This window comes from Stenotrophomonas sp. ATs4 (assembly GCF_051861585.1).
GTDB classification, from domain to species: domain Bacteria; phylum Pseudomonadota; class Gammaproteobacteria; order Xanthomonadales; family Xanthomonadaceae; genus Stenotrophomonas; species Stenotrophomonas maltophilia_AS.
In genome coordinates, this window is sequence record NZ_JBLYPK010000003.1 from 22701 (window position 1) to 38714 (window position 16014).

19 protein-coding genes and 1 tRNA gene are annotated in these 16014 nt (G+C 63.9%); 4 read left to right on the top strand and 16 right to left on the bottom strand.

Going from position 1 to position 16014, the window contains the following annotated elements; translation table 11 throughout:
- Nucleotides 1–42: 42 nt before the first annotated feature.
- From ABR323_RS05900 to ABR323_RS05910, 3 genes are all read right to left on the bottom strand, one after another.
- The gene (locus ABR323_RS05900; RefSeq protein WP_439448613.1) at nucleotides 43–1665 is read right to left on the bottom strand and encodes an FMN-binding glutamate synthase family protein; all 1623 of its coding nucleotides are present in this window, start codon (nucleotides 1663–1665) and stop codon (nucleotides 43–45) included.
- A gap of 55 nt (nucleotides 1666–1720) precedes the next feature.
- Nucleotides 1721–3007: a nucleotide sugar dehydrogenase gene (locus ABR323_RS05905; protein WP_439448614.1), complete on the bottom strand. Its 1287-nt coding sequence runs from the start codon at nucleotides 3005–3007 to the stop codon at nucleotides 1721–1723.
- Nucleotides 3008–3147: 140 nt separating this feature from the next.
- Nucleotides 3148–3582, bottom strand: coding sequence for a BLUF domain-containing protein (locus ABR323_RS05910; protein WP_004152797.1), 435 nt, complete (start codon nucleotides 3580–3582; stop codon nucleotides 3148–3150).
- A 131-nt stretch (nucleotides 3583–3713) separates the two neighbouring features.
- Here ABR323_RS05910 and ABR323_RS05915 point away from each other — a divergent pair.
- A tRNA-Leu gene (locus tag ABR323_RS05915) sits at nucleotides 3714–3800 on the top strand.
- Between the two features lie 62 nt (nucleotides 3801–3862).
- Here ABR323_RS05915 and ABR323_RS05920 read toward each other — a convergent pair.
- The 10 genes from ABR323_RS05920 to ABR323_RS05965 all read right to left on the bottom strand — a co-directional run bounded on the left by ABR323_RS05920 (nucleotide 3863) and on the right by ABR323_RS05965 (nucleotide 10499).
- Nucleotides 3863–4165, bottom strand: coding sequence for a hypothetical protein (locus ABR323_RS05920; RefSeq protein WP_439448615.1), 303 nt, complete (start codon nucleotides 4163–4165; stop codon nucleotides 3863–3865).
- A 38-nt stretch (nucleotides 4166–4203) separates the two neighbouring features.
- Nucleotides 4204–5256, bottom strand: coding sequence for a tail fiber domain-containing protein (locus tag ABR323_RS05925; protein WP_439448616.1), 1053 nt, complete (start codon nucleotides 5254–5256; stop codon nucleotides 4204–4206).
- Complete coding sequence (locus ABR323_RS05930) at nucleotides 5256–7124, bottom strand: hypothetical protein (protein ID WP_439448617.1); 1869 nt, start codon at nucleotides 7122–7124, stop codon at nucleotides 5256–5258. The genes ABR323_RS05925 and ABR323_RS05930 overlap by 1 nt, the downstream gene beginning before the upstream one ends.
- A complete protein-coding gene (lysC, locus tag ABR323_RS05935; RefSeq protein WP_439448618.1) occupies nucleotides 7124–7387 on the bottom strand; it encodes an Rz1-like lysis system protein LysC in 264 nt (87 codons plus the stop codon). Before lysC ends, ABR323_RS05930 begins: the two co-directional genes overlap by 1 nt.
- On the bottom strand, nucleotides 7363–7797 hold the full coding sequence (locus ABR323_RS05940; protein WP_439448619.1) for a hypothetical protein: 435 nt from the start codon (nucleotides 7795–7797) through the stop codon (nucleotides 7363–7365). The genes lysC and ABR323_RS05940 overlap by 25 nt, the downstream gene beginning before the upstream one ends.
- 1 nt (nucleotide 7798) lies before the next feature.
- Entirely contained in the window at nucleotides 7799–8077 is a 279-nt protein-coding gene (locus ABR323_RS05945) for a hypothetical protein (RefSeq protein WP_439448620.1), read from the bottom strand.
- The gene (locus tag ABR323_RS05950) at nucleotides 8074–8400 is read right to left on the bottom strand and encodes a hypothetical protein (RefSeq protein WP_439448621.1); all 327 of its coding nucleotides are present in this window, start codon (nucleotides 8398–8400) and stop codon (nucleotides 8074–8076) included. Before ABR323_RS05950 ends, ABR323_RS05945 begins: the two co-directional genes overlap by 4 nt.
- On the bottom strand, nucleotides 8400–8678 hold the full coding sequence (locus ABR323_RS05955; protein WP_439448622.1) for a hypothetical protein: 279 nt from the start codon (nucleotides 8676–8678) through the stop codon (nucleotides 8400–8402). The genes ABR323_RS05950 and ABR323_RS05955 overlap by 1 nt, the downstream gene beginning before the upstream one ends.
- The gene (locus ABR323_RS05960) at nucleotides 8675–9163 is read right to left on the bottom strand and encodes a glycoside hydrolase family 24 protein (protein ID WP_439448623.1); all 489 of its coding nucleotides are present in this window, start codon (nucleotides 9161–9163) and stop codon (nucleotides 8675–8677) included. Before ABR323_RS05960 ends, ABR323_RS05955 begins: the two co-directional genes overlap by 4 nt.
- 289 nt (nucleotides 9164–9452) lie before the next feature.
- Nucleotides 9453–10499, bottom strand: coding sequence for a hypothetical protein (locus ABR323_RS05965; protein WP_439448624.1), 1047 nt, complete (start codon nucleotides 10497–10499; stop codon nucleotides 9453–9455).
- Between the two features lie 166 nt (nucleotides 10500–10665).
- Between ABR323_RS05965 and ABR323_RS05970 the strand changes: the two genes are divergently transcribed.
- Genes ABR323_RS05970 through ABR323_RS05980 form a run of 3 tightly spaced genes read left to right on the top strand, consistent with a single transcriptional unit; the run spans nucleotide 10666 to nucleotide 11744 of the window.
- Nucleotides 10666–11115, top strand: a complete 450-nt coding sequence (locus tag ABR323_RS05970) for a hypothetical protein (protein ID WP_439448625.1) — start codon at nucleotides 10666–10668, stop codon at nucleotides 11113–11115.
- A 14-nt stretch (nucleotides 11116–11129) separates the two neighbouring features.
- Nucleotides 11130–11549: a hypothetical protein gene (locus ABR323_RS05975; protein ID WP_439448626.1), complete on the top strand. Its 420-nt coding sequence runs from the start codon at nucleotides 11130–11132 to the stop codon at nucleotides 11547–11549.
- Between the two features lie 9 nt (nucleotides 11550–11558).
- Nucleotides 11559–11744 (top strand): hypothetical protein, encoded by a 186-nt coding sequence (locus tag ABR323_RS05980; protein ID WP_439448627.1) that lies wholly within the window; start codon nucleotides 11559–11561, stop codon nucleotides 11742–11744.
- Here the strand turns inward: ABR323_RS05980 and ABR323_RS05985 are convergent.
- Genes ABR323_RS05985 through ABR323_RS05995 form a run of 3 tightly spaced genes read right to left on the bottom strand, consistent with a single transcriptional unit; the run spans nucleotide 11692 to nucleotide 16014 of the window.
- On the bottom strand, nucleotides 11692–14103 hold the full coding sequence (locus tag ABR323_RS05985; protein ID WP_439448628.1) for a hypothetical protein: 2412 nt from the start codon (nucleotides 14101–14103) through the stop codon (nucleotides 11692–11694). The genes ABR323_RS05980 and ABR323_RS05985 overlap by 53 nt on opposite strands.
- Nucleotides 14103–15308 (bottom strand): hypothetical protein, encoded by a 1206-nt coding sequence (locus ABR323_RS05990; protein ID WP_439448629.1) that lies wholly within the window; start codon nucleotides 15306–15308, stop codon nucleotides 14103–14105. The genes ABR323_RS05985 and ABR323_RS05990 overlap by 1 nt, the downstream gene beginning before the upstream one ends.
- Nucleotide 15309: 1 nt before the next feature.
- On the bottom strand, nucleotides 15310–16014 hold the full coding sequence (locus tag ABR323_RS05995) for a hypothetical protein (RefSeq protein ID WP_439448630.1): 705 nt from the start codon (nucleotides 16012–16014) through the stop codon (nucleotides 15310–15312).

Below are 16014 nucleotides of genomic sequence, written 5' to 3' on the forward strand. Positions count from 1 at the left end.
CTGATCGAAAGGCAGTCGGCATGGCTCGACTCTACGCAATCGTTACCGCGACTTGCTGGCGCGCAACGCCTGGATCTTCGGCGGCGGCTGGAACGAGTCGCTGCGAGCATCGGCCCAGAACGCATGGAACACCGCGTGGTCCGGCACTTTGTGCAGCAGCTCACCCGGTTCCAGATAACGGTACAGGGAGGCCAGCGAACGGATCTCCACCGGCGAGACACGACGCAGGATGTGCTCCGGGCCAAGCTCCGCCGGGTCATTCAGGCCAGCAGCGCAGAGCAGTTCCTTCAAGGCGTGCAGCGTGTGTTCGTGGTAGCTGTACACACGCGTCGCCTTGTCGGGCGCATCCAGGTGCTTCCAGCGTGCCGGGTCCTGGGTCGCGATGCCGGTCGGGCATTTGTCGGTGTGGCAGCTCAGCGATTGAATGCAGCCCAGCGCAAACATGAAGCCACGCCCGGCATTGCACCAGTCGGCACCCAGCGCGATGGTGCGCGCGATGTCGAAGGCACTGGTGATCTTGCCCGCCGCGCCGATCCGGATGCGATCACGCAGATCCAGGCCGACCAGGGTGTTGTGCACCAGCAACAGCGCCTCGTGCATCGGTACGCCGACATGGTCGACGAACTCCGCTGGTGCCGCACCGGTGCCGCCCTCGGCACCATCGACCACGATGAAGTCCGGCAGCAGGCCGGTTTCCTGCATGGCCTTGGCAATGCCGAACCATTCCCACGGGTGGCCGACCGCCAGTTTGAATCCCACCGGCTTGCCACCGGACAGCTCGCGCAGGCGGGCCACGAACTGCAGTAGTTCGACCGGCGTTGAAAATGCCGAGTGACGCGACGGTGATACGCAATCCACCCCCATCGGCACGCCACGGGTCACCGATATCTCGGCGGTCACCTTCGGTGCCGGCAGCACGCCGCCGTGGCCGGGCTTGGCGCCCTGCGACAGCTTGATCTCGATCATCTTGACCTGGTCATGCGTGGCGTTGGCAACGAAGCGCTCTTCGCTGAAACCGCCCTTCTCGTCACGGCACCCGAAGTAACCCGAGCCGATCTCCCACACCAGGTCGCCTCCCATCTCACGGTGGTACGGCGAGATCGAACCTTCGCCGGTGTCGTGGTAGAAGCCACCGCGGCGCGCGCCCTCGTTCAGCGCGCGGATCGCATTGGCCGACAACGAGCCAAAGCTCATCGCCGAGATATTGAACACACTGGCCGAATAGGGCTTGGCGCAGCTGGCACCGATCAGCACGCGGAAATCGTGCTTGGCGATGGCGGTCGGCGCCAGCGAGTGGTTGATCCACTCATAGTCCACCGCATAGGTGCTGCGCAGGGTACCGAACGGCACCGTGTCCATTTCGTTCTTGGCGCGCTGGTAGATCAGCGCGCGCTGCTGCCGCGAGAACGGAACGTCTTCCAGATCGCTCTGCACGAAGTACTGGCGGATTTCCGGACCAATCGATTCCAGGCCGTAGCGGAAGTGCGCCATCACCGGGTAGTTGCGGCGCAGCGTGCTGCGCTTCTGCAGCAGGTCCCAGGTCCCCAGCGCCACCATCGCGGCAGTCAGGCCGACGCCCCAGTACCAGGCCGGCCATATCATGGCCAGCCACAGGCAGATCGGGAACATCAAGATGGCGAGCACGTAGACGATATACCGGTGCATGGCTTTCCTTGGTTGCAACTGCCCCCGAGTCTACCGCGCCGCCCGCCGCCGGGGTTTACAGTCGACCGTCAACCACGTTGCGCGGCCAGGCCGATTTCACGTCGTAGACCAGGCCACCCGGCGCCAGCAGGCTGCGGATCCGTACCTCGTCCATCGCCTTGAAGTGGGCATGAGCCACGGCCAGCACCACCGCGTCGTAGCAGCCGGCCACCGGCTCGGCCAGCCACTGCACGCCCTCGTCGGCCAATGCGGCAGGGCCGACCCATGGGTCGCTGACCTCGACCTGGGCACCGGCATCGCGCAGGCGCTGTGCCAGTTCAAGTGCGCGGCTGTTGCGCAGGTCCGGGCAGTCTTCCTTGAAGGTAACGCCCAGCACCAGGATGCGTGCCTGCGCCGGCGCGCGGCCGCGTTCGGCCAGCATTGCCAGCACCCGCGTGGCCACATGTTCACCCACGCGGTTGTTGACCTGCCGTGCGGTGTGGATCAGGTCCGGATGGAAACCCACGCTCTCGGACTTGTGCAGCAGGTAGTACGGATCCACGCCGATGCAGTGGCCACCGACCAGGCCCGGCCGGAACGGCAGGAAGTTCCACTTGCTGCCCGCCGCGTCGAGCACGTCCTGGGTATCGATGCCGAGCCGGTCAAAGATCAGGGCCAGCTCATTGACCAGCGCGATGTTGACGTCGCGCTGGATGTTCTCGACCACTTTGGCCGCTTCGGCCACACGCATCGACGGCGCCGGGAACGTACCGGCGGCGATGATGCGCTGGTAGAGACCATCAATCACCGCAGCGACTTCCGGGGTCGAGCCGGAAGTGATCTTGCGGATGTCGGCCAGGCGCCGCTGGCGGTCGCCGGGGCTGACCCGTTCCGGACTGTAGCCGCAGTAGAAATCTTCGTTGAAGCGCAGGCCGGAGCCCTGCTCCAGCAGCGGCACGCACACTTCTTCGGTGGTACCGGGGTACACCGTGGATTCGTAGATCACCAGGTCGCCGGCGCGCAGGTGGCTGGCAATCAACCGTGTCGCCGAGCGCAGCGGCTCCAGGTCGGGCTGCTCGTAGGCATCAATCGGCGTCGGCACGGTCACGATATAGACGTTGCACGCATCGAGCAGCTCCGGATCGCTGCCGTACTGCAGCAGCTGCGCAGTGGCCAGCTCGTCGGCGTCCATTTCCAGCGTGTGGTCCAGGCCGTCGCGCAGCTCGGCGATGCGCCCGGCATCGATATCGAAGCCCAGCGTCGGCCAGTGCCGGCCGAACGCCACCGCCAGCGGCAGACCCACGTAACCCAGGCCGATCACCGCAAAACGGGGTGCGTCGGCCGCTGCAACAGGCACACTCATCGACACGCCCTGTGCAACAGGCAGGGCGCCACGTTTGCAGCCACGGCTTCGGCCAATACGCTCATTCGCTGTACCACTCGGAGGAACCCACGCCGGAAAGGCTACAGCGTAACGGCCTCGCCCCCCGCCGCCAAGGCAGTTCAGGACCCCAGTGCGACCGCTGCCGGTTCCAGTTCGCCATCGGCACCGGTCCAGGCCTGACGCAGGCGCTCGAAGCCGCCGCTGCCCAGCAGGAAGCCCGGCCAGGCGGCATCGATGATCTGCGCCAGCAGGTCCGCCTCGATCCGTCGCGTGCCCATCGACCAGCGCGGGAACGCGCGCTGCGCTACCGGCGCGCGGCACAACACTTTCAGTTGCCCATGGCTGCGCGCGTTGAGGATGCGCGGGAACACCGAATCGATGCCATCTTCCGGGCCCTCCAGGTATTGCAGGAAGCGCGTGCCGTCGAACATCAGCACGCCGGTGACGCCGGCTACACGGTTGAATGCCGTGGCATCGGCCAGCAGGCGGTCAAGATCGGTTGTCTGCAGATCGGCGCGGGCCTCACTGGCATAGGCAATCGCGTGCAGCGACATGAGGTGGCTCCCCCCCTGGGAACGATAGCTGGGACTATGACATGAATGGGATCGACAGTTAAGCACGCCGCTGCCGCGATGCAATCCGGTCGTCGTGCTGCGGGTGGGCTACAATCGGCGCCGCGCTGCAGGCCCGGATGGCGAAACTGGTAGACGCATCGGACTTAAAATCCGCCGGGGGCAACCCCATGCCGGTTCGATTCCGGCTCCGGGCACCAAGGCTTTCAGGGCTATTACGCCATCCAGTGCAAAACACCGCTGTGCAGTTTTTGTGCAGCGTTCACTCTGCGGGCTTGATCTTCCCCGCCTCCTTCGCCGCCAGGATAGCTGCGACTTCCTGCCGCAGCCTGTCCTGATGCCGGATCACCCATTGCTCCATCCCAGCCCTGCCCGTCCACTGGGTCTCGCATGGACGGAAGATGTATTGCCGGTAATCCTTGTGGTAGTCGAGAGTGACCTGCCATTTCAGGTCGCCCTCCCTCTGGTTGATCCTGGCAACGCCCACACAGTTGTGGCTGATCATCACCGGGATCTGCTCATATCCCGAGGCGTACTGCCATTTGAAGTCGGACGGTAGTTCCATCCCGGGGAGGATACGCCTCCCCGTCTCAGGGGCTGCGATCAGGCCTTGGCTTCTAGGGCTGCCAGCCGGGCGTCGAGCGCCTCGACCTTGGCAGCCTGCAGGTCATTCTCCGCCGCGAGCGCCGAAACCATGAAGCACAGCAGCTCCTCTTTGCGGAAGCTGTAGCGGTCGCCAGCCTCACGCGCCGGGGTCAGCTCGTTGCCTTCCTCATCGTAGGTGGCCTCTTCTGCCTCCCACTCGTCGTAGCAGATGAACGAGTAGGAAAACGGATCGAGGCCATGCGCCTCCATCACCGCCATTGCAGCCTGCACAGTCGGGCCAGCGTGCAGCCGGTCGCCGGTCAGCCACTCCCAGATCATCGCCTCCCTAGCCAACGCGGACCCGGCCTTTCGTTCCGCTACAGACTGCGGGCGCGGCTCGGTCTTGAGGCGGGCGTCGGAGGTGCTGATGGTGGTGTTGGTGGCGAACACCGTAGTCCATCGGAACGTGGATGAACCGAGCGACTGGGCGTTATCAACACGCGCTCTCACCGTAGTCCCAGCGAACGCGGTTGAGCTTCTGTCAAGAGCAATCTGCATGATCTGATCGACGTACGGGCCGAACCCTGCGCCTCGAACTTGCAGCTGTAGAACGCCGTTATCAAGTACGGCGAACATGCCCATTGTCCCGTCTGATTCGTCAAGCCAGAAACCCGGGGCTATGTTCTGGATGCGCAGTTCAGACGTGCAGGTCTTAACTCCGGCGACCGTCTCATTCCCGACCAATCCCACCGCCTGAATCGCCGTCCTCTGCGCCGCCTGGGTGGTGGCTGCAAGGAGGGTGCGACCGACAGCCGTGACGGTGTACGTCGCCCATGCGGTTCCGTTGTAGTACGGCGACAGGTCGGTGGTGTAGGTCAGGCCCGCGATGCCGGTCAGGTCAGAGTCCAGTGGCTGGTAGGCGGCAGCAGCAGCAGGGCCAGTCAGCAACGGGGTCACCGTGCCGCCACTGTTCTTCGTGGACGGGACGCCGCTGGCATCAACGAACAGGGTCGTCTTGCTGGCAGGCGGGGTCGCGGCTGAGGCGCCAGCGGTATTGGTAAGAACGAGCATCAGGAAACCTCCACAAGGACGCCATCGACCGTCATCGTTGCTCCCGTCCCGAACTCAATCGGGAGGGTGAACAAGGCTTGCCGGTTCTGCGGGACGAGATAGTTGGTGTTGTTGGCGAGGAAGAATGGCACCGCGCCGCCCTCAACGAGCTGGGTGTATTGGGCCGAGGTGAGGTGGTAGTACTCGCCCGAGGTGCCACCCTGCAGGCCTGACAGGTCGTTGTGGACCGGCACGATGCCGCCACCTGCCTGGGTCGCGCCGAACTTGCTGACGTTGGCGAACGTGGCGCTGCCAAGCAGCCCCAGAAGGCCCCGATTGATGATCAGGTAGCAGCGCAGGATGCCGTTCTCGGCGATGTTCTGCTCGGTGTTGTACGGGTCGGTCTGGATGCCCTGCAGGGCTGCGGCGAGGCTTCCATACAGCTGCTGGCCGTACTGGATCCGGGTCAGACCCGTCTGGAAGATGCTGATCCGTTGGACGTGCCACTGGTTGCCGAGGATCGGAATGTTGCTCAGGACGCCCGGCGCGCTCTCGTACTGGTTTGGGTTGATGTTGGCGGTGTCGGCGCCTTCGGTGCCGTTGCTCAGCCGGTAGCGGAACGTCAACGCCGTCTGCGCGCCCATGCTCACCACATGGGGGTCCAGGTTGCTGGCCTGGAAGTTGGCGCCCATCTTGAAGATGGAGCCCGCCGACTTGTTGATGTTGAGGTTGGCTCCGTTGGCGCTGTAGATGTTCCCCGCCAGGTTCAGGGCGCCGATAGCGTTCATCAGGTCGCCAACCTGATTCACCCCGGCCCGGATCGTGGCCGCCTGATCGTTGATCGCGTTGAGGTTGACGTTGTTGCTGTGCACCAGCACGCCGATCTGGGCGATGGTCCGGCGCTGGGCGTTGGAGAACGGGCTTGTCTGCTGGACGATGGTCCCGCCCGGCATCTGGATGCCGACGTAGGTCGCGTTCGCCGTGGCTATGTTGGTCACTACCTGGGCCGAGAAGGGGCCGACCGTCAGCAGCACCCGGGTTGGCTGCGTCGGGGTGACGCTCCAATCCGTATAGCCAATCACCGCCTGCGCCATATCAAACCGGGCGTTGTTGCCCGCGTTGATCGACAGCGCGCCGCCGTTGATGACGCCCGTGGACTCAAACAGGGCCGGACGGTGCCAGCCGCGAACGCCAGCGGAGTTGGTGCTGTACTCGGTCAGTGCTGGCGGAGATGCCTGATCGTTGTCCAGATTCAGGACGATCCCGCCCGACCCGTTCGGCGTGACCTTGACGCTGTTCGGGCCGGTTACATCGCCGGGCTGTAGGGCAGTCTTCGCCTCTTCCAGCGCGGCCAGAACCTCAGCGGCCAGCGAGATCGTCGGCAACCCCGCCGCTGCATTGCCGTTGGCCACGTTGATCTGCTGGGCCGTGCCGGTGATCGTGGCCGGACGGCTACCAGTCTTGCGCCCCTTCGCGTCGAAGGTTGTCGCCAGCAGCGTGCCCGCGCCCGAATCAGGAACGTCGGCCAGGCCGATTATCGGGTTGCCTGCATCGCCATCGGGGTTGACGATGTCAATGCCAGTGCCTTCCTGCAGCGTCCGCAGCGCCCAATCGCCGTTGCTCTGCCTGGCTGCGAAGCCGGCACCGATGAGCACGGCCAGCTTCTGGATGTTGAGTGGGATTTCCCTGATCAACTTCCAGATAGTCGATGCGATGCTGCTCGGGCCACCGCTGCCGCCGGTGGTCGGGTTGATCACTTGCGCCGCGGTCAGGATCTGGCCATCAGGCCCGCGGAGGTTCACGCCGACCTGGGCGCCATCGGTTGCGTCGGGATCAACGTCAACGTAGCCGCGGGGATTTTGGTGCAGTGGAACGCGCTTCTTGGCCATTACCGTCCCAGCGCGCGAATCTCGCCCATGCGGGTGCTGCAGTCCTGCAGGGCGAGCAGGTTGGCGTTGTAGGCGGTGACCACCGCTTCAACCGTGCGGGACGTCGCCCGGGTCGCGGTGCAGGGCTGGGTGAGCCGATCATCGACCGGGACCAGCTTCTCCACGGTCACATAGACCTTCTCAGGTAGCTTCGGTCGCTCGGGCTGGTGCGCGCAGCCGGCCAGCAGCAGCGCGGCGATCAGAGCAAGGGAATGGAATCGCATAGGGTCTGTTCCAGTTGCGCCCGACACCCGGGCTGGGACTTGGCGGCCTGCAGTGACTTCTCTGCCGCGGTCGCCCGACGCCGACCCTCTGCAGCTGCCGCTTCAGCGCGGCCCACTGCTTCATCCGCGGCCTTGCGCGCCAGCTCGGCCGCATCGATTGATGCCTGGGTCTGCCGGTTCACGTCCTGTAGGAGCTGGCCGGCAGCGTTTGCCGCTCGCAGGTTCTCGGCCGCCTCGGCGCGCGCGCCGTCGAGCTGGCGCTGCACCGATTCGATCTGCTCTCGATCTGCCACCGCTTGGCGGTCCGCTCCACGCTGGCAGCCAGCGACGAAGATGCCGCCAGCCAACGCGCACCAGAGGCCGATGCGGATCAGACCGACATAGGGCCGCAGCGGGTCTGGGATCTGCACGTCACGCCCCCGGACGCTTCTGGCTGATGACCTTGGCGATCAGGCCGATACCAGCAAAGACGCGGATGAAGGTGGTGATGGCCGAAGGCATGGCCTCATCAGCCAACATGCCAAGGGCAGCGGCGCCGGCATACAAGCCGTCCGGGCTGGCAAGCAGTACGGCCCACAGCCACGTGGTCCAGTGCTTGAGGGTGTCGCGGATCGGCATCAGGCCCTGCGGCAAGATGCTGGCCCTTGCCGGGCGCTTCGGCGGGGTGATGATCGGGGTCGGGCTGCTCATTTCGGGTCACGCTCCTTCTGGCGTTCGAGTTCTTTGTCGACTTCTTCGGCAAACTTGGGAGCGACGATGTAGACCGCGGCTCGATAGGCCTCGGCCTGGCGCGCAGACACCTGAGCGTTGCTGGCGACGAACGAAATCCAGACCATCCCGGCGATCACGCCGGCAATCGACAGGCCTATGGCGATTCCATTCCAGATGCTCCCGGCCCCTTCCAAGCGCACGACGTTCCCGTTACTGGAAGCGCCGCCAGGCTCGCCTCGGCGCTTCACGGCGTCGTGCATTTCGTTGACCATGCGTTCGATATTGTTGAGGTCGTGGTCCATCAGCCCTTCGTCTCCCTGGAATCCATCCGGATGACCATGTCGCGGACCTCGGACAGGGTCGACGCGATCGCTTCGATGCGGCGGGACTGATCTTTGAAGTCCTCACGGCTAGGCATCTCAGCAACGACCTTCAGCTCCAATGAGCTGACTCGCTTCTCCAGCTCCCTATGCCGAAGCTCGGCCTTCTCGGCCTCCTTGTCGGCGCGCGCCGCGATGCGCTGGACGTAAAACAGCGCCAAGCCCGCAATCAGGGGGGCGACCACCGTCCACCAGTTCATGCGCCACCCACCCGGCCGCCGGCCTTCTGGTAGACCGCGCGCAGCTTCTCCAGGCTCTGCTCGTGCTGGCCATAACCGGCACCCGGCAGGCTGGCCCACTCCTTCGAGCAAAGCGCCACCGCTCGGTCGAACTGGCCGGCCTTCACGGCGTCGAGCGCCTTGCGCCCCCGGATCAGCTCGATGCAGGCCTTGTCCTGGCTCAGCGGGCCGAAGTTCGGCAGGTCCAGCTGCTTCTGCAGGCTGCCCCACGTGCGGGACAGGAACTGGTAGCGGCCGGCCGCGGTGGACGCCAGCTTCGGGTTCAGGCGCACCAGCTTGGCTGGGTGCTTGCTGAGGTCGGTGAACAGGCCGCCGCCGACCAGCACGTCATACCCGTTCTGTTTCGTGGGCTGGCGCCCGTTATCGGTCCCTTCGGACCATGCCAGCATGTCCAAGAACGCCACGACGTTCTGGCCGCCGGCCTCCTGTGCTGTGATGCGCGCCATACAGCCGCCCCCATGTGTGATGGGACCATGCTGCCGCTGCGGCTAATAGCTTCAACGGATACAGAAAGCCCCGCAAAAGCGGGGCTAGGTTCGAATCGTGCGCGCCGTTTCCTATCGCGTCTTCGACACGACGACTCGGCCATTGCTAGCAGAGACGAAGAAGGTGCTCTTCTTCGGTTCAGCCGAGACCTTCTTACTGGCGACCTGACCATTGGAGGTTGGCGCAACAATCCTGGCCGGCCTTTCACCATGCGTCGAAGGCGCCTTTTGCGCAGCGCAGTTCAGTGCGTTATGCATCATGGTTGTATCCGACATGTTGGTGGATGATTTCTGGCTCATTGAGGAATGCAAAGGGCATGCCACGGCGCATCAACCCTATCCGCGTTCTGCCGCCCACCGTTGGGATGCCCATCGCAAACTTCTGCACCGCCGACTCTGCGTTAACCAATGTGGAAACCAGGTCAACAGCGGACTGAACTGGCAAATTGGCCCAGTCAAAGAATGGAGTCCCCTCTAGCCAAGGAAGCTCAGCGGGCACCACTTCCTGAATTGTAGCCTCGAAAGGTTCAGGAATCTCCACACCTTGGTCTCTCAGCTGAGTGAGAACAGATTCAACAACACTAGCCCGATGAGCCTCAAAGCTTGCAATGACGCTACGATTGACAGCCCAGCGCGTCGTTGGGTTCGATCCATTAACAAGACTTGCAATGGAATCTGCCTGCCCCGCCCAAGCTGCGCTGCAGTGGGGGAATGCGTCAAACAATTCGGTCGCCGAATCAGATGCGACGCTCACGCGAATAACCTTAACGTATTCATCATCACGCCCGTACCCTGCGATCAAGAACTGGAGATCGTCAAGAGTTTGGCGCACGGCGGGATCGACGTCGTCGTAACCAACTGCCAGCTCCCATTGAGGTCTAACGAACTCAAGAAACTCACTGACGACATCAGTGATTGATGCGTACCCATTCGGATTTGCCCGGCAACGCCTACGGAACCGGTCGGCAATCTCTGCGATCACTACCCCATTGAGCGTACCCAGGCCGGATGTAGTTGCCGCCACGGAGCATTCAATGTTGTTTGAGTCTGGATCTTCGTGAAGGATGAACATCTTCTGGACGCCGCCCATGATGTTCGTCGGTGTGAGTTGAAGCTTGCTTTCATCGTAGGCGAGCAGCAGTCGACCCTGCGCGTCGAACATCAGATCACCATTTGCATCGCGCGCCAAAGCATCCGCCGTCCGGAATGGAAAAAATGCCCTTTCAACGATACTGGACAGTGAGTCACAGCCTAGAACGACGCCGTGGTACGTCGCCACGACAACATTGGTGGTCATCCTTTCCCCCTAAGCACTTCCTTGGGACATTTTCCCCTAGGGCCGGCGGCGCCGGCGAACCGATACTATCGCCCTCTTCGTTGCCAATCCATACGCCCGACGTTGTTCAGCTCTGGTGCTACGATACTCTGGGCCCTGGATTGGCCGGGCCGCCAAGGAGATGGTGATGTTAGATACGGAACAACTGGCCAGCCAGAACGACGAAGCAGCCAAGCAACTAGAAACCCACCCGTCTCAGGACTTCTTGATTGAAGTCTTGGCTGCCCTAGCATTGGATGGCTTGTCGATCCCGGTAACGCTAACTGTTGGCGGGATTCTTGTATGCGGCGAGACCGTCGGCGGGAAAGAGTACTTCCAGAAGACGATCGACGGCTTGCAAACTGCCGCAAGCGATGCCAACACGAAGCGTCTGATCCAGGAAACAGTCGGCCAGTTCTTGGTTCCCTACGAGAATTCCTCGACTCTGAGGATTGGGTACATCCACCTCAAGAACGTCACCTATCACTCGGCGACAACCAAGGATGGAATTCCAAATGGATCGGACGCGAAGCCGATGTGGCGCGGTCGGCTGAGTCAGATTGATGGTTTCCACTTCGGACGCTTCTCCAAGGACTGAAGTACCGATAGCTGTTGATCCGGCTGTTCTATGAATGCCCCAGCACCGGTCAGCCCCGCGGCCGGTGCTACTATCCGTCCACCACCAAGGCCCGCGCCATGACGCCTGATTCGATCGTGTTTGATGATCTCCCGCCGCTCTTGGTAGACGATGTCCGCGCCTGGGCGTCCGGCGACGTGGTGCCAATGCAGGTACTCGTCCGGATCCATGCCGGCGATGACGCTCCGGGGGTCATCTACTTGCTCCAGTGGCGGCACGAGAACCTCATGTTCATGGCGCCTGGCGAGAAGAACGCAGTGGCTCACGGGGCCATAAAGTTCGAACATGACGAGGACTTTAGGCCCGCGCGCATCCTGTTCAGTCAGTACCATCAGACCGCGACCCTGCGTGGGGCGCACCTCGAAGGAAGCATCAAAGTGGCGCTTGAGCGCTGAGGAAGCAGCATGAAAGGCTGGAAAACCAACGACTACTTCAGCTGGAAGTCCTGGTCGCGCATCCAAGAGGAGAGGCGCGACGAGGAGCTGGCCAAGAACAGCGCCAGTCCGTTGCCTATGATGGCACTCGCCGCGCTTCTGCTTATTGGAGCGGTGGCAGGCCTGTTGTTTGTTCTGGCGTCTGTTCTCCACTGACCTGCTCCTGCACCGCGTTCGCCAGCTCTACTATCTCGGGGTCGCGCGAGCGTTCTGCGATACCCCGCAGAACCTGCAGCTGGGATAGAAGTTCTCCCTGAGGCTTCTCGGTTGTCCTCGCAAGCCAGTTCACGTATTTGGGGCTTGTCATGATCCGACTGATGGCGTTTGCGCCTGCGGCACCCAATCCAGAAGAAGCAACCGTGATGAAGGCCAAGCCTGGATTCCCAGTGGCCGTTAGAGCCCCCGCAGTGCTTGCCGTACCGGCAACCTGTCCAATCAGGGCCGCTCGACCGCCCGTGCCGGATGGGTTCGAAAACACCTTCGAACCTTCCCTGATGCGGGATGTGGCCTTGGCGATGGTCTCCATGTTGCGCTCGAACTCCGGCCCATAGCTACCAAACAGCACCTTGCGCGCCTCGGGGCTGGTGTTCGCGTAGTTCGTCAGAAATGTGTTCATCGAGAACACGTCGCCTTCGTCGGTCTGCTGGCTACCGACAGCGCGGCCCATGCGGCGGATGAAGGCCGAGCTGACGATCTTCTTCTGAGCTTCGGGCAGTGCCTGCATGATCGACCGGATGCGCGTCGGGCCGTCCTTCGCGCCGCTGACTGCGGCCAAGTAGGCGCCCTCGCCATCTCGCTTGCCGATGATGGAGTCGATGTTCTCCAACTGGTCCACGTAGCGGGAGTGGTACTGGTTGGCGTTCGTCAGTGCCTCAGCCGCCTTCGGGTTGCCTGTGGCCTTGACTGCATCCTCCATATCGCGGCTCAGGGCGGCGTACACCGGCCGCCACATGCTGCGCGGCACGTCGCTGCCGAAGTTGGCGTTGTCGATCTCGCGTCCGACCAGCGACCGTAGCTTCTGCAGGGCCTCGTAGGGCAGACGGTTGTCGGTCATGTTGCCGAGGGTAGCCATGACGTTCTGCTCGATCTGGTCCGTCGTCGGCACCGGCTCCATCACCGTCATGCCCAGCGACTTCCGGCGCGCGTTCTCCATCTCGACGGAGCGAGCCTGGGCCTGCAGGTAGCTTCGGTAGGCGTCGGCCTGGTCCTGCATGCCGGGCTGGGTAAGCAGCGCTTGCACGCCCTGCGTGTCATCGATCAGGCCGCCTTCGATGCTGCCAAGGCGAGCGTTCTGGAACAGGCGCGAAGTGGCGGGTGCGCCGGGGATCGCCTGATTCAGCTCCCGCAGTGCCGCCTGCACATTGGAAATGTCCACACGCGAGTCCTGCGGGATCAGCTCATCCAGCGCCTGGTAGAGGGCATTACTCTCTGCGCGAGACGTTTCCTTGAAACCGCCGGGGCCGGCGATGCCCTGCCGGATAGCGAGACCCGCCATTTCCGGGTCAACAGGCTGCCCGTCCGGAGCGAGTGAGTTCGCGATCTCATCGATGCGTTTGCCAAACTGGCCTGCCTGGCGCTGCGCGAAGCGGTCCACCACGCCGGCAGAGCCCGGAACACTACCTAGCAGGGTCTCAGTTGCCTGCAGGACGCGATTCCCCGTTGCCTGCCCCATGCTCGGCTGCACTCCGGCTTCCGCGAAATCTCCAAGGGTCTGCGCCACCTGATCCGGATCCGACCCGCGCAGCGCGCGGCGGGTGAGATTCTGAGTTACAGCCGAACCCACGCCGGATGTCGGAAGGCGTGGCACGAAGCCGGGCGCCAAGCCGCCAGCTAGGCCGGCAATGGCCTGCGCACCAGCCCCGCCACCAAGCTCACGCGCGCCGCTTGCCGCGCCGGAGCCGGTCACGGTACTGGCCACCTGCAATGCAGGCTGAGCAGTGAGAAACGCGCCGGCTTTCTCGCCCAACGCTGGGACCACATTGGGGGCCGGCACAGCGCGCGCCAGCGTCGGTGCCACCGAACGGCCTGCAGTCAGAGCGCCACCGGCGCCCAATGTCAGGCCAGTGCCGGTCAGTGCTTCGCCGATGTCGCCCAGCACGCGGTCACCGCTGGTCTGCGCCTTGGGCAGGCCAAGCGTGTCGCCGAGCGTTGCCGCGTTGTCACGGAAGCTGGCCACGGGGCGGCCAGTGACCTTGGTCTCCAGCGCGCCGAGCGCATCGCCGCCCACTGCGCCGAGCAAGCTGCCAATGCCTTGCAGCACAGAACGCGCGCCGAAAGCAGCATCGCGCAACGGGCCGGCCCGCCAGCCATCGGTCTGCCGCCCGCTTGCGGTACTGTCCACAGTGGATTCAACACCAGAGAAGTCCGGGGGCAGCGCGTTGACCGCCGGCAGGTCAGTAATCGGCGCTCCACCTCCTCCGAACTGCTTGCGCAGCACACTGCTGATGGCGTCGTTGGACATCCCATCGGGGAACTCGGCAATACTGCCATCCGGCAGTTCGACTTCGATCGGCATTACTCGACCCTCCCCGTGGCCGGGTTGTAGCGGCGGCGCGCCCCAGGTGGAGCCGGCGGGTCTCCCAGAGTCCGTACTGCCCCTCCCGCCATGCCCACTTGAGCGGGACCCGGTCGGGCGATTGCGGCCCGCTCTGGTCCGAGGCCAGTGGCAATTGCATCCAACGCGACCTGACGCGATTTGGCCTTCTGCCTCAACGTTGCCGGACTATCTCCTGGTTGCGGCAGGTAGGTCTGGCCATAAATATCGAACTCCTGAGCGGTGATCGCCGCGCCAGTATCTTTACGCAGAACAGCTGCCAAGAACTCGCGCGCCGCCTGCTCGGCCTGCTGTCGAGGGGCCGACACGAGAGCGTTCACGGCAGAGGAATCGCCGATGCCAGGAAGTCCTCGCAGGAAGACGTCGGCCGCGCCGCGCGAACCCTGCTGCCCACCGCTCGCAGTGAGGTTCCCAGCCATGGTTTCCAGCAGCTTGTTCGCCTCATCTCCGCGCTTCAGGTAGACCAAGTCCTTGGACTGCCCTTCTGTCAGCTTCGGAGATCCTGCATCGCCAAGCACTCCGCCTCCTGCGCTTTGGCCACCAGGGTTCCACTGACCGCTGCGCTTCAGCCCAAACTCCGCCGCATCAATGCCGGCAGCCTGCCGGGTACGTGCCGCGCTGGCGTTCGAGTTGTTGGCGCTGGCGTAGGACGCTGCCGAGCGCGCCGCGTCGGCGGCAATGCCGGCGCGCCCCTGCTCGGTAGTGGAGATGCCGCCGCCTCCGGTCAGGAATCGGTTGTTGATGAGGTTCTGCCCCTGGACGGTAGCAAGCTCCTGCGGACCGTTCGCAACGCCGAGCATCGACGCATTCGCCCCGTCCCAATCGCCCAGCGTGGCGCGGTCCACGGCGTTTCGGCGATAGGTCGCACCCTCGATGTCGCCGAGGGTCGAGAAATCCACCTTGTCGTTGGCCAACAGACCCGCAGCGATCAGCTGGTTGGCGGCGGCGTTGTCACCACCACGGTACGATCCCAGCAGTTCAGGGGTGATCACCGCCCGTTGTTCGTTGATCTGGTTTGCCAGCACCGCCTTGGAGCGTGCCTGCCGAGCCTCTTGCAGGGCCTGTTCCACCTTGTAGCTACGGCCAAGCTGGTCGGTGTAGGTGTCGCGCGTGCTGCCGAACAGTGCGGTGCCCAGCGCCTGGCCTGCGTTGTATGGATTCGCCATATCAGCCTCCCACCAGCCCGTAGCCGGGCATGCCATAGCTGGCGCGCGCGCCGGCACCAGGCAATCCCTTCAGTCCGTCGATGTTGTTGCCGAACCCCTGCGGGGCGCCCCTGCCAGCAGCGCCCATCGCGGCATTACCCAGCATGCTCGCGCCAATGCCGGATGCCAGACCGCCCAGCAGGTCCATGCCAGGCCGGCGGCGGATTTGGCGCCGACGAAGGTCGTCCACGAAGGACTGCCCCTGCGACTCTCGACCGATCAGATTCAGGTCGGTGGCCAGCCGGCCGTAGTCAAAGGCTTCGCCCTGTCGTTGCAGACCCGGAGCGTCAATTCGGGCCTGTAGCCCTGCAGTGGTCGCCGCAGCTGCATCGGCCGCGTTACGTGCGCTACCGGCGTCGGCCTGGAACGTAGCACCGCCCACCGGACCTTCTAGGCCGCTGTTGGCCTGACGCTGGCCGCGGCGCAGTACCTGCATGTACTGGTCCAGCCGCTGCGCTCGTTCGTCCCCGGATGTGCTGCCCTCCAGTTCCCCCACCTGGTTGCGCACAACCTGGTCGGCCTCGCGCTGCTTCTGTGCCTGATTGAGGATGCCTTGTGCCGCCGCCTCGTCCTGCTTACGCAGGTAGCGATTGGTCTCGTTGCTCTGGATGACCTGGCCGCCAATCATGGCAGCGGCAGGGATGATGAAAGGGAGCGCGGCGCCCAT

What these genes read in the sequence shown, in the direction of transcription:
- ABR323_RS05900 (WP_439448613.1), bottom strand. Translation starts at nt 1,665, where the DNA reads ATGCACCGGTATATCGTCTACGTGCTCGCCATCTTGATGTTCCCGATC.
- ABR323_RS05905 (WP_439448614.1), bottom strand. Translation starts at nt 3,007, where the DNA reads ATGAGTGTGCCTGTTGCAGCGGCCGACGCACCCCGTTTTGCGGTGATC.
- ABR323_RS05910 (WP_004152797.1), bottom strand. Translation starts at nt 3,582, where the DNA reads ATGTCGCTGCACGCGATTGCCTATGCCAGTGAGGCCCGCGCCGATCTG.
- ABR323_RS05920 (WP_439448615.1), bottom strand. Translation starts at nt 4,165, where the DNA reads ATGGAACTACCGTCCGACTTCAAATGGCAGTACGCCTCGGGATATGAG.
- ABR323_RS05925 (WP_439448616.1), bottom strand. Translation starts at nt 5,256, where the DNA reads ATGCTCGTTCTTACCAATACCGCTGGCGCCTCAGCCGCGACCCCGCCT.
- ABR323_RS05930 (WP_439448617.1), bottom strand. Translation starts at nt 7,124, where the DNA reads ATGGCCAAGAAGCGCGTTCCACTGCACCAAAATCCCCGCGGCTACGTT.
- lysC (WP_439448618.1), bottom strand. Translation starts at nt 7,387, where the DNA reads ATGCGATTCCATTCCCTTGCTCTGATCGCCGCGCTGCTGCTGGCCGGC.
- ABR323_RS05945 (WP_439448620.1), bottom strand. Translation starts at nt 8,077, where the DNA reads ATGAGCAGCCCGACCCCGATCATCACCCCGCCGAAGCGCCCGGCAAGG.
- ABR323_RS05950 (WP_439448621.1), bottom strand. Translation starts at nt 8,400, where the DNA reads ATGGACCACGACCTCAACAATATCGAACGCATGGTCAACGAAATGCAC.
- ABR323_RS05955 (WP_439448622.1), bottom strand. Translation starts at nt 8,678, where the DNA reads ATGAACTGGTGGACGGTGGTCGCCCCCCTGATTGCGGGCTTGGCGCTG.
- ABR323_RS05960 (WP_439448623.1), bottom strand. Translation starts at nt 9,163, where the DNA reads ATGGCGCGCATCACAGCACAGGAGGCCGGCGGCCAGAACGTCGTGGCG.
- ABR323_RS05965 (WP_439448624.1), bottom strand. Translation starts at nt 10,499, where the DNA reads ATGACCACCAATGTTGTCGTGGCGACGTACCACGGCGTCGTTCTAGGC.
- ABR323_RS05970 (WP_439448625.1), top strand. Translation starts at nt 10,666, where the DNA reads ATGTTAGATACGGAACAACTGGCCAGCCAGAACGACGAAGCAGCCAAG.
- ABR323_RS05980 (WP_439448627.1), top strand. Translation starts at nt 11,559, where the DNA reads ATGAAAGGCTGGAAAACCAACGACTACTTCAGCTGGAAGTCCTGGTCG.
- ABR323_RS05985 (WP_439448628.1), bottom strand. Translation starts at nt 14,103, where the DNA reads ATGCCGATCGAAGTCGAACTGCCGGATGGCAGTATTGCCGAGTTCCCC.
- ABR323_RS05990 (WP_439448629.1), bottom strand. Translation starts at nt 15,308, where the DNA reads ATGGCGAATCCATACAACGCAGGCCAGGCGCTGGGCACCGCACTGTTC.
- ABR323_RS05995 (WP_439448630.1), bottom strand. Translation starts at nt 16,014, where the DNA reads ATGGGCGCCGCGCTCCCTTTCATCATCCCTGCCGCTGCCATGATTGGC.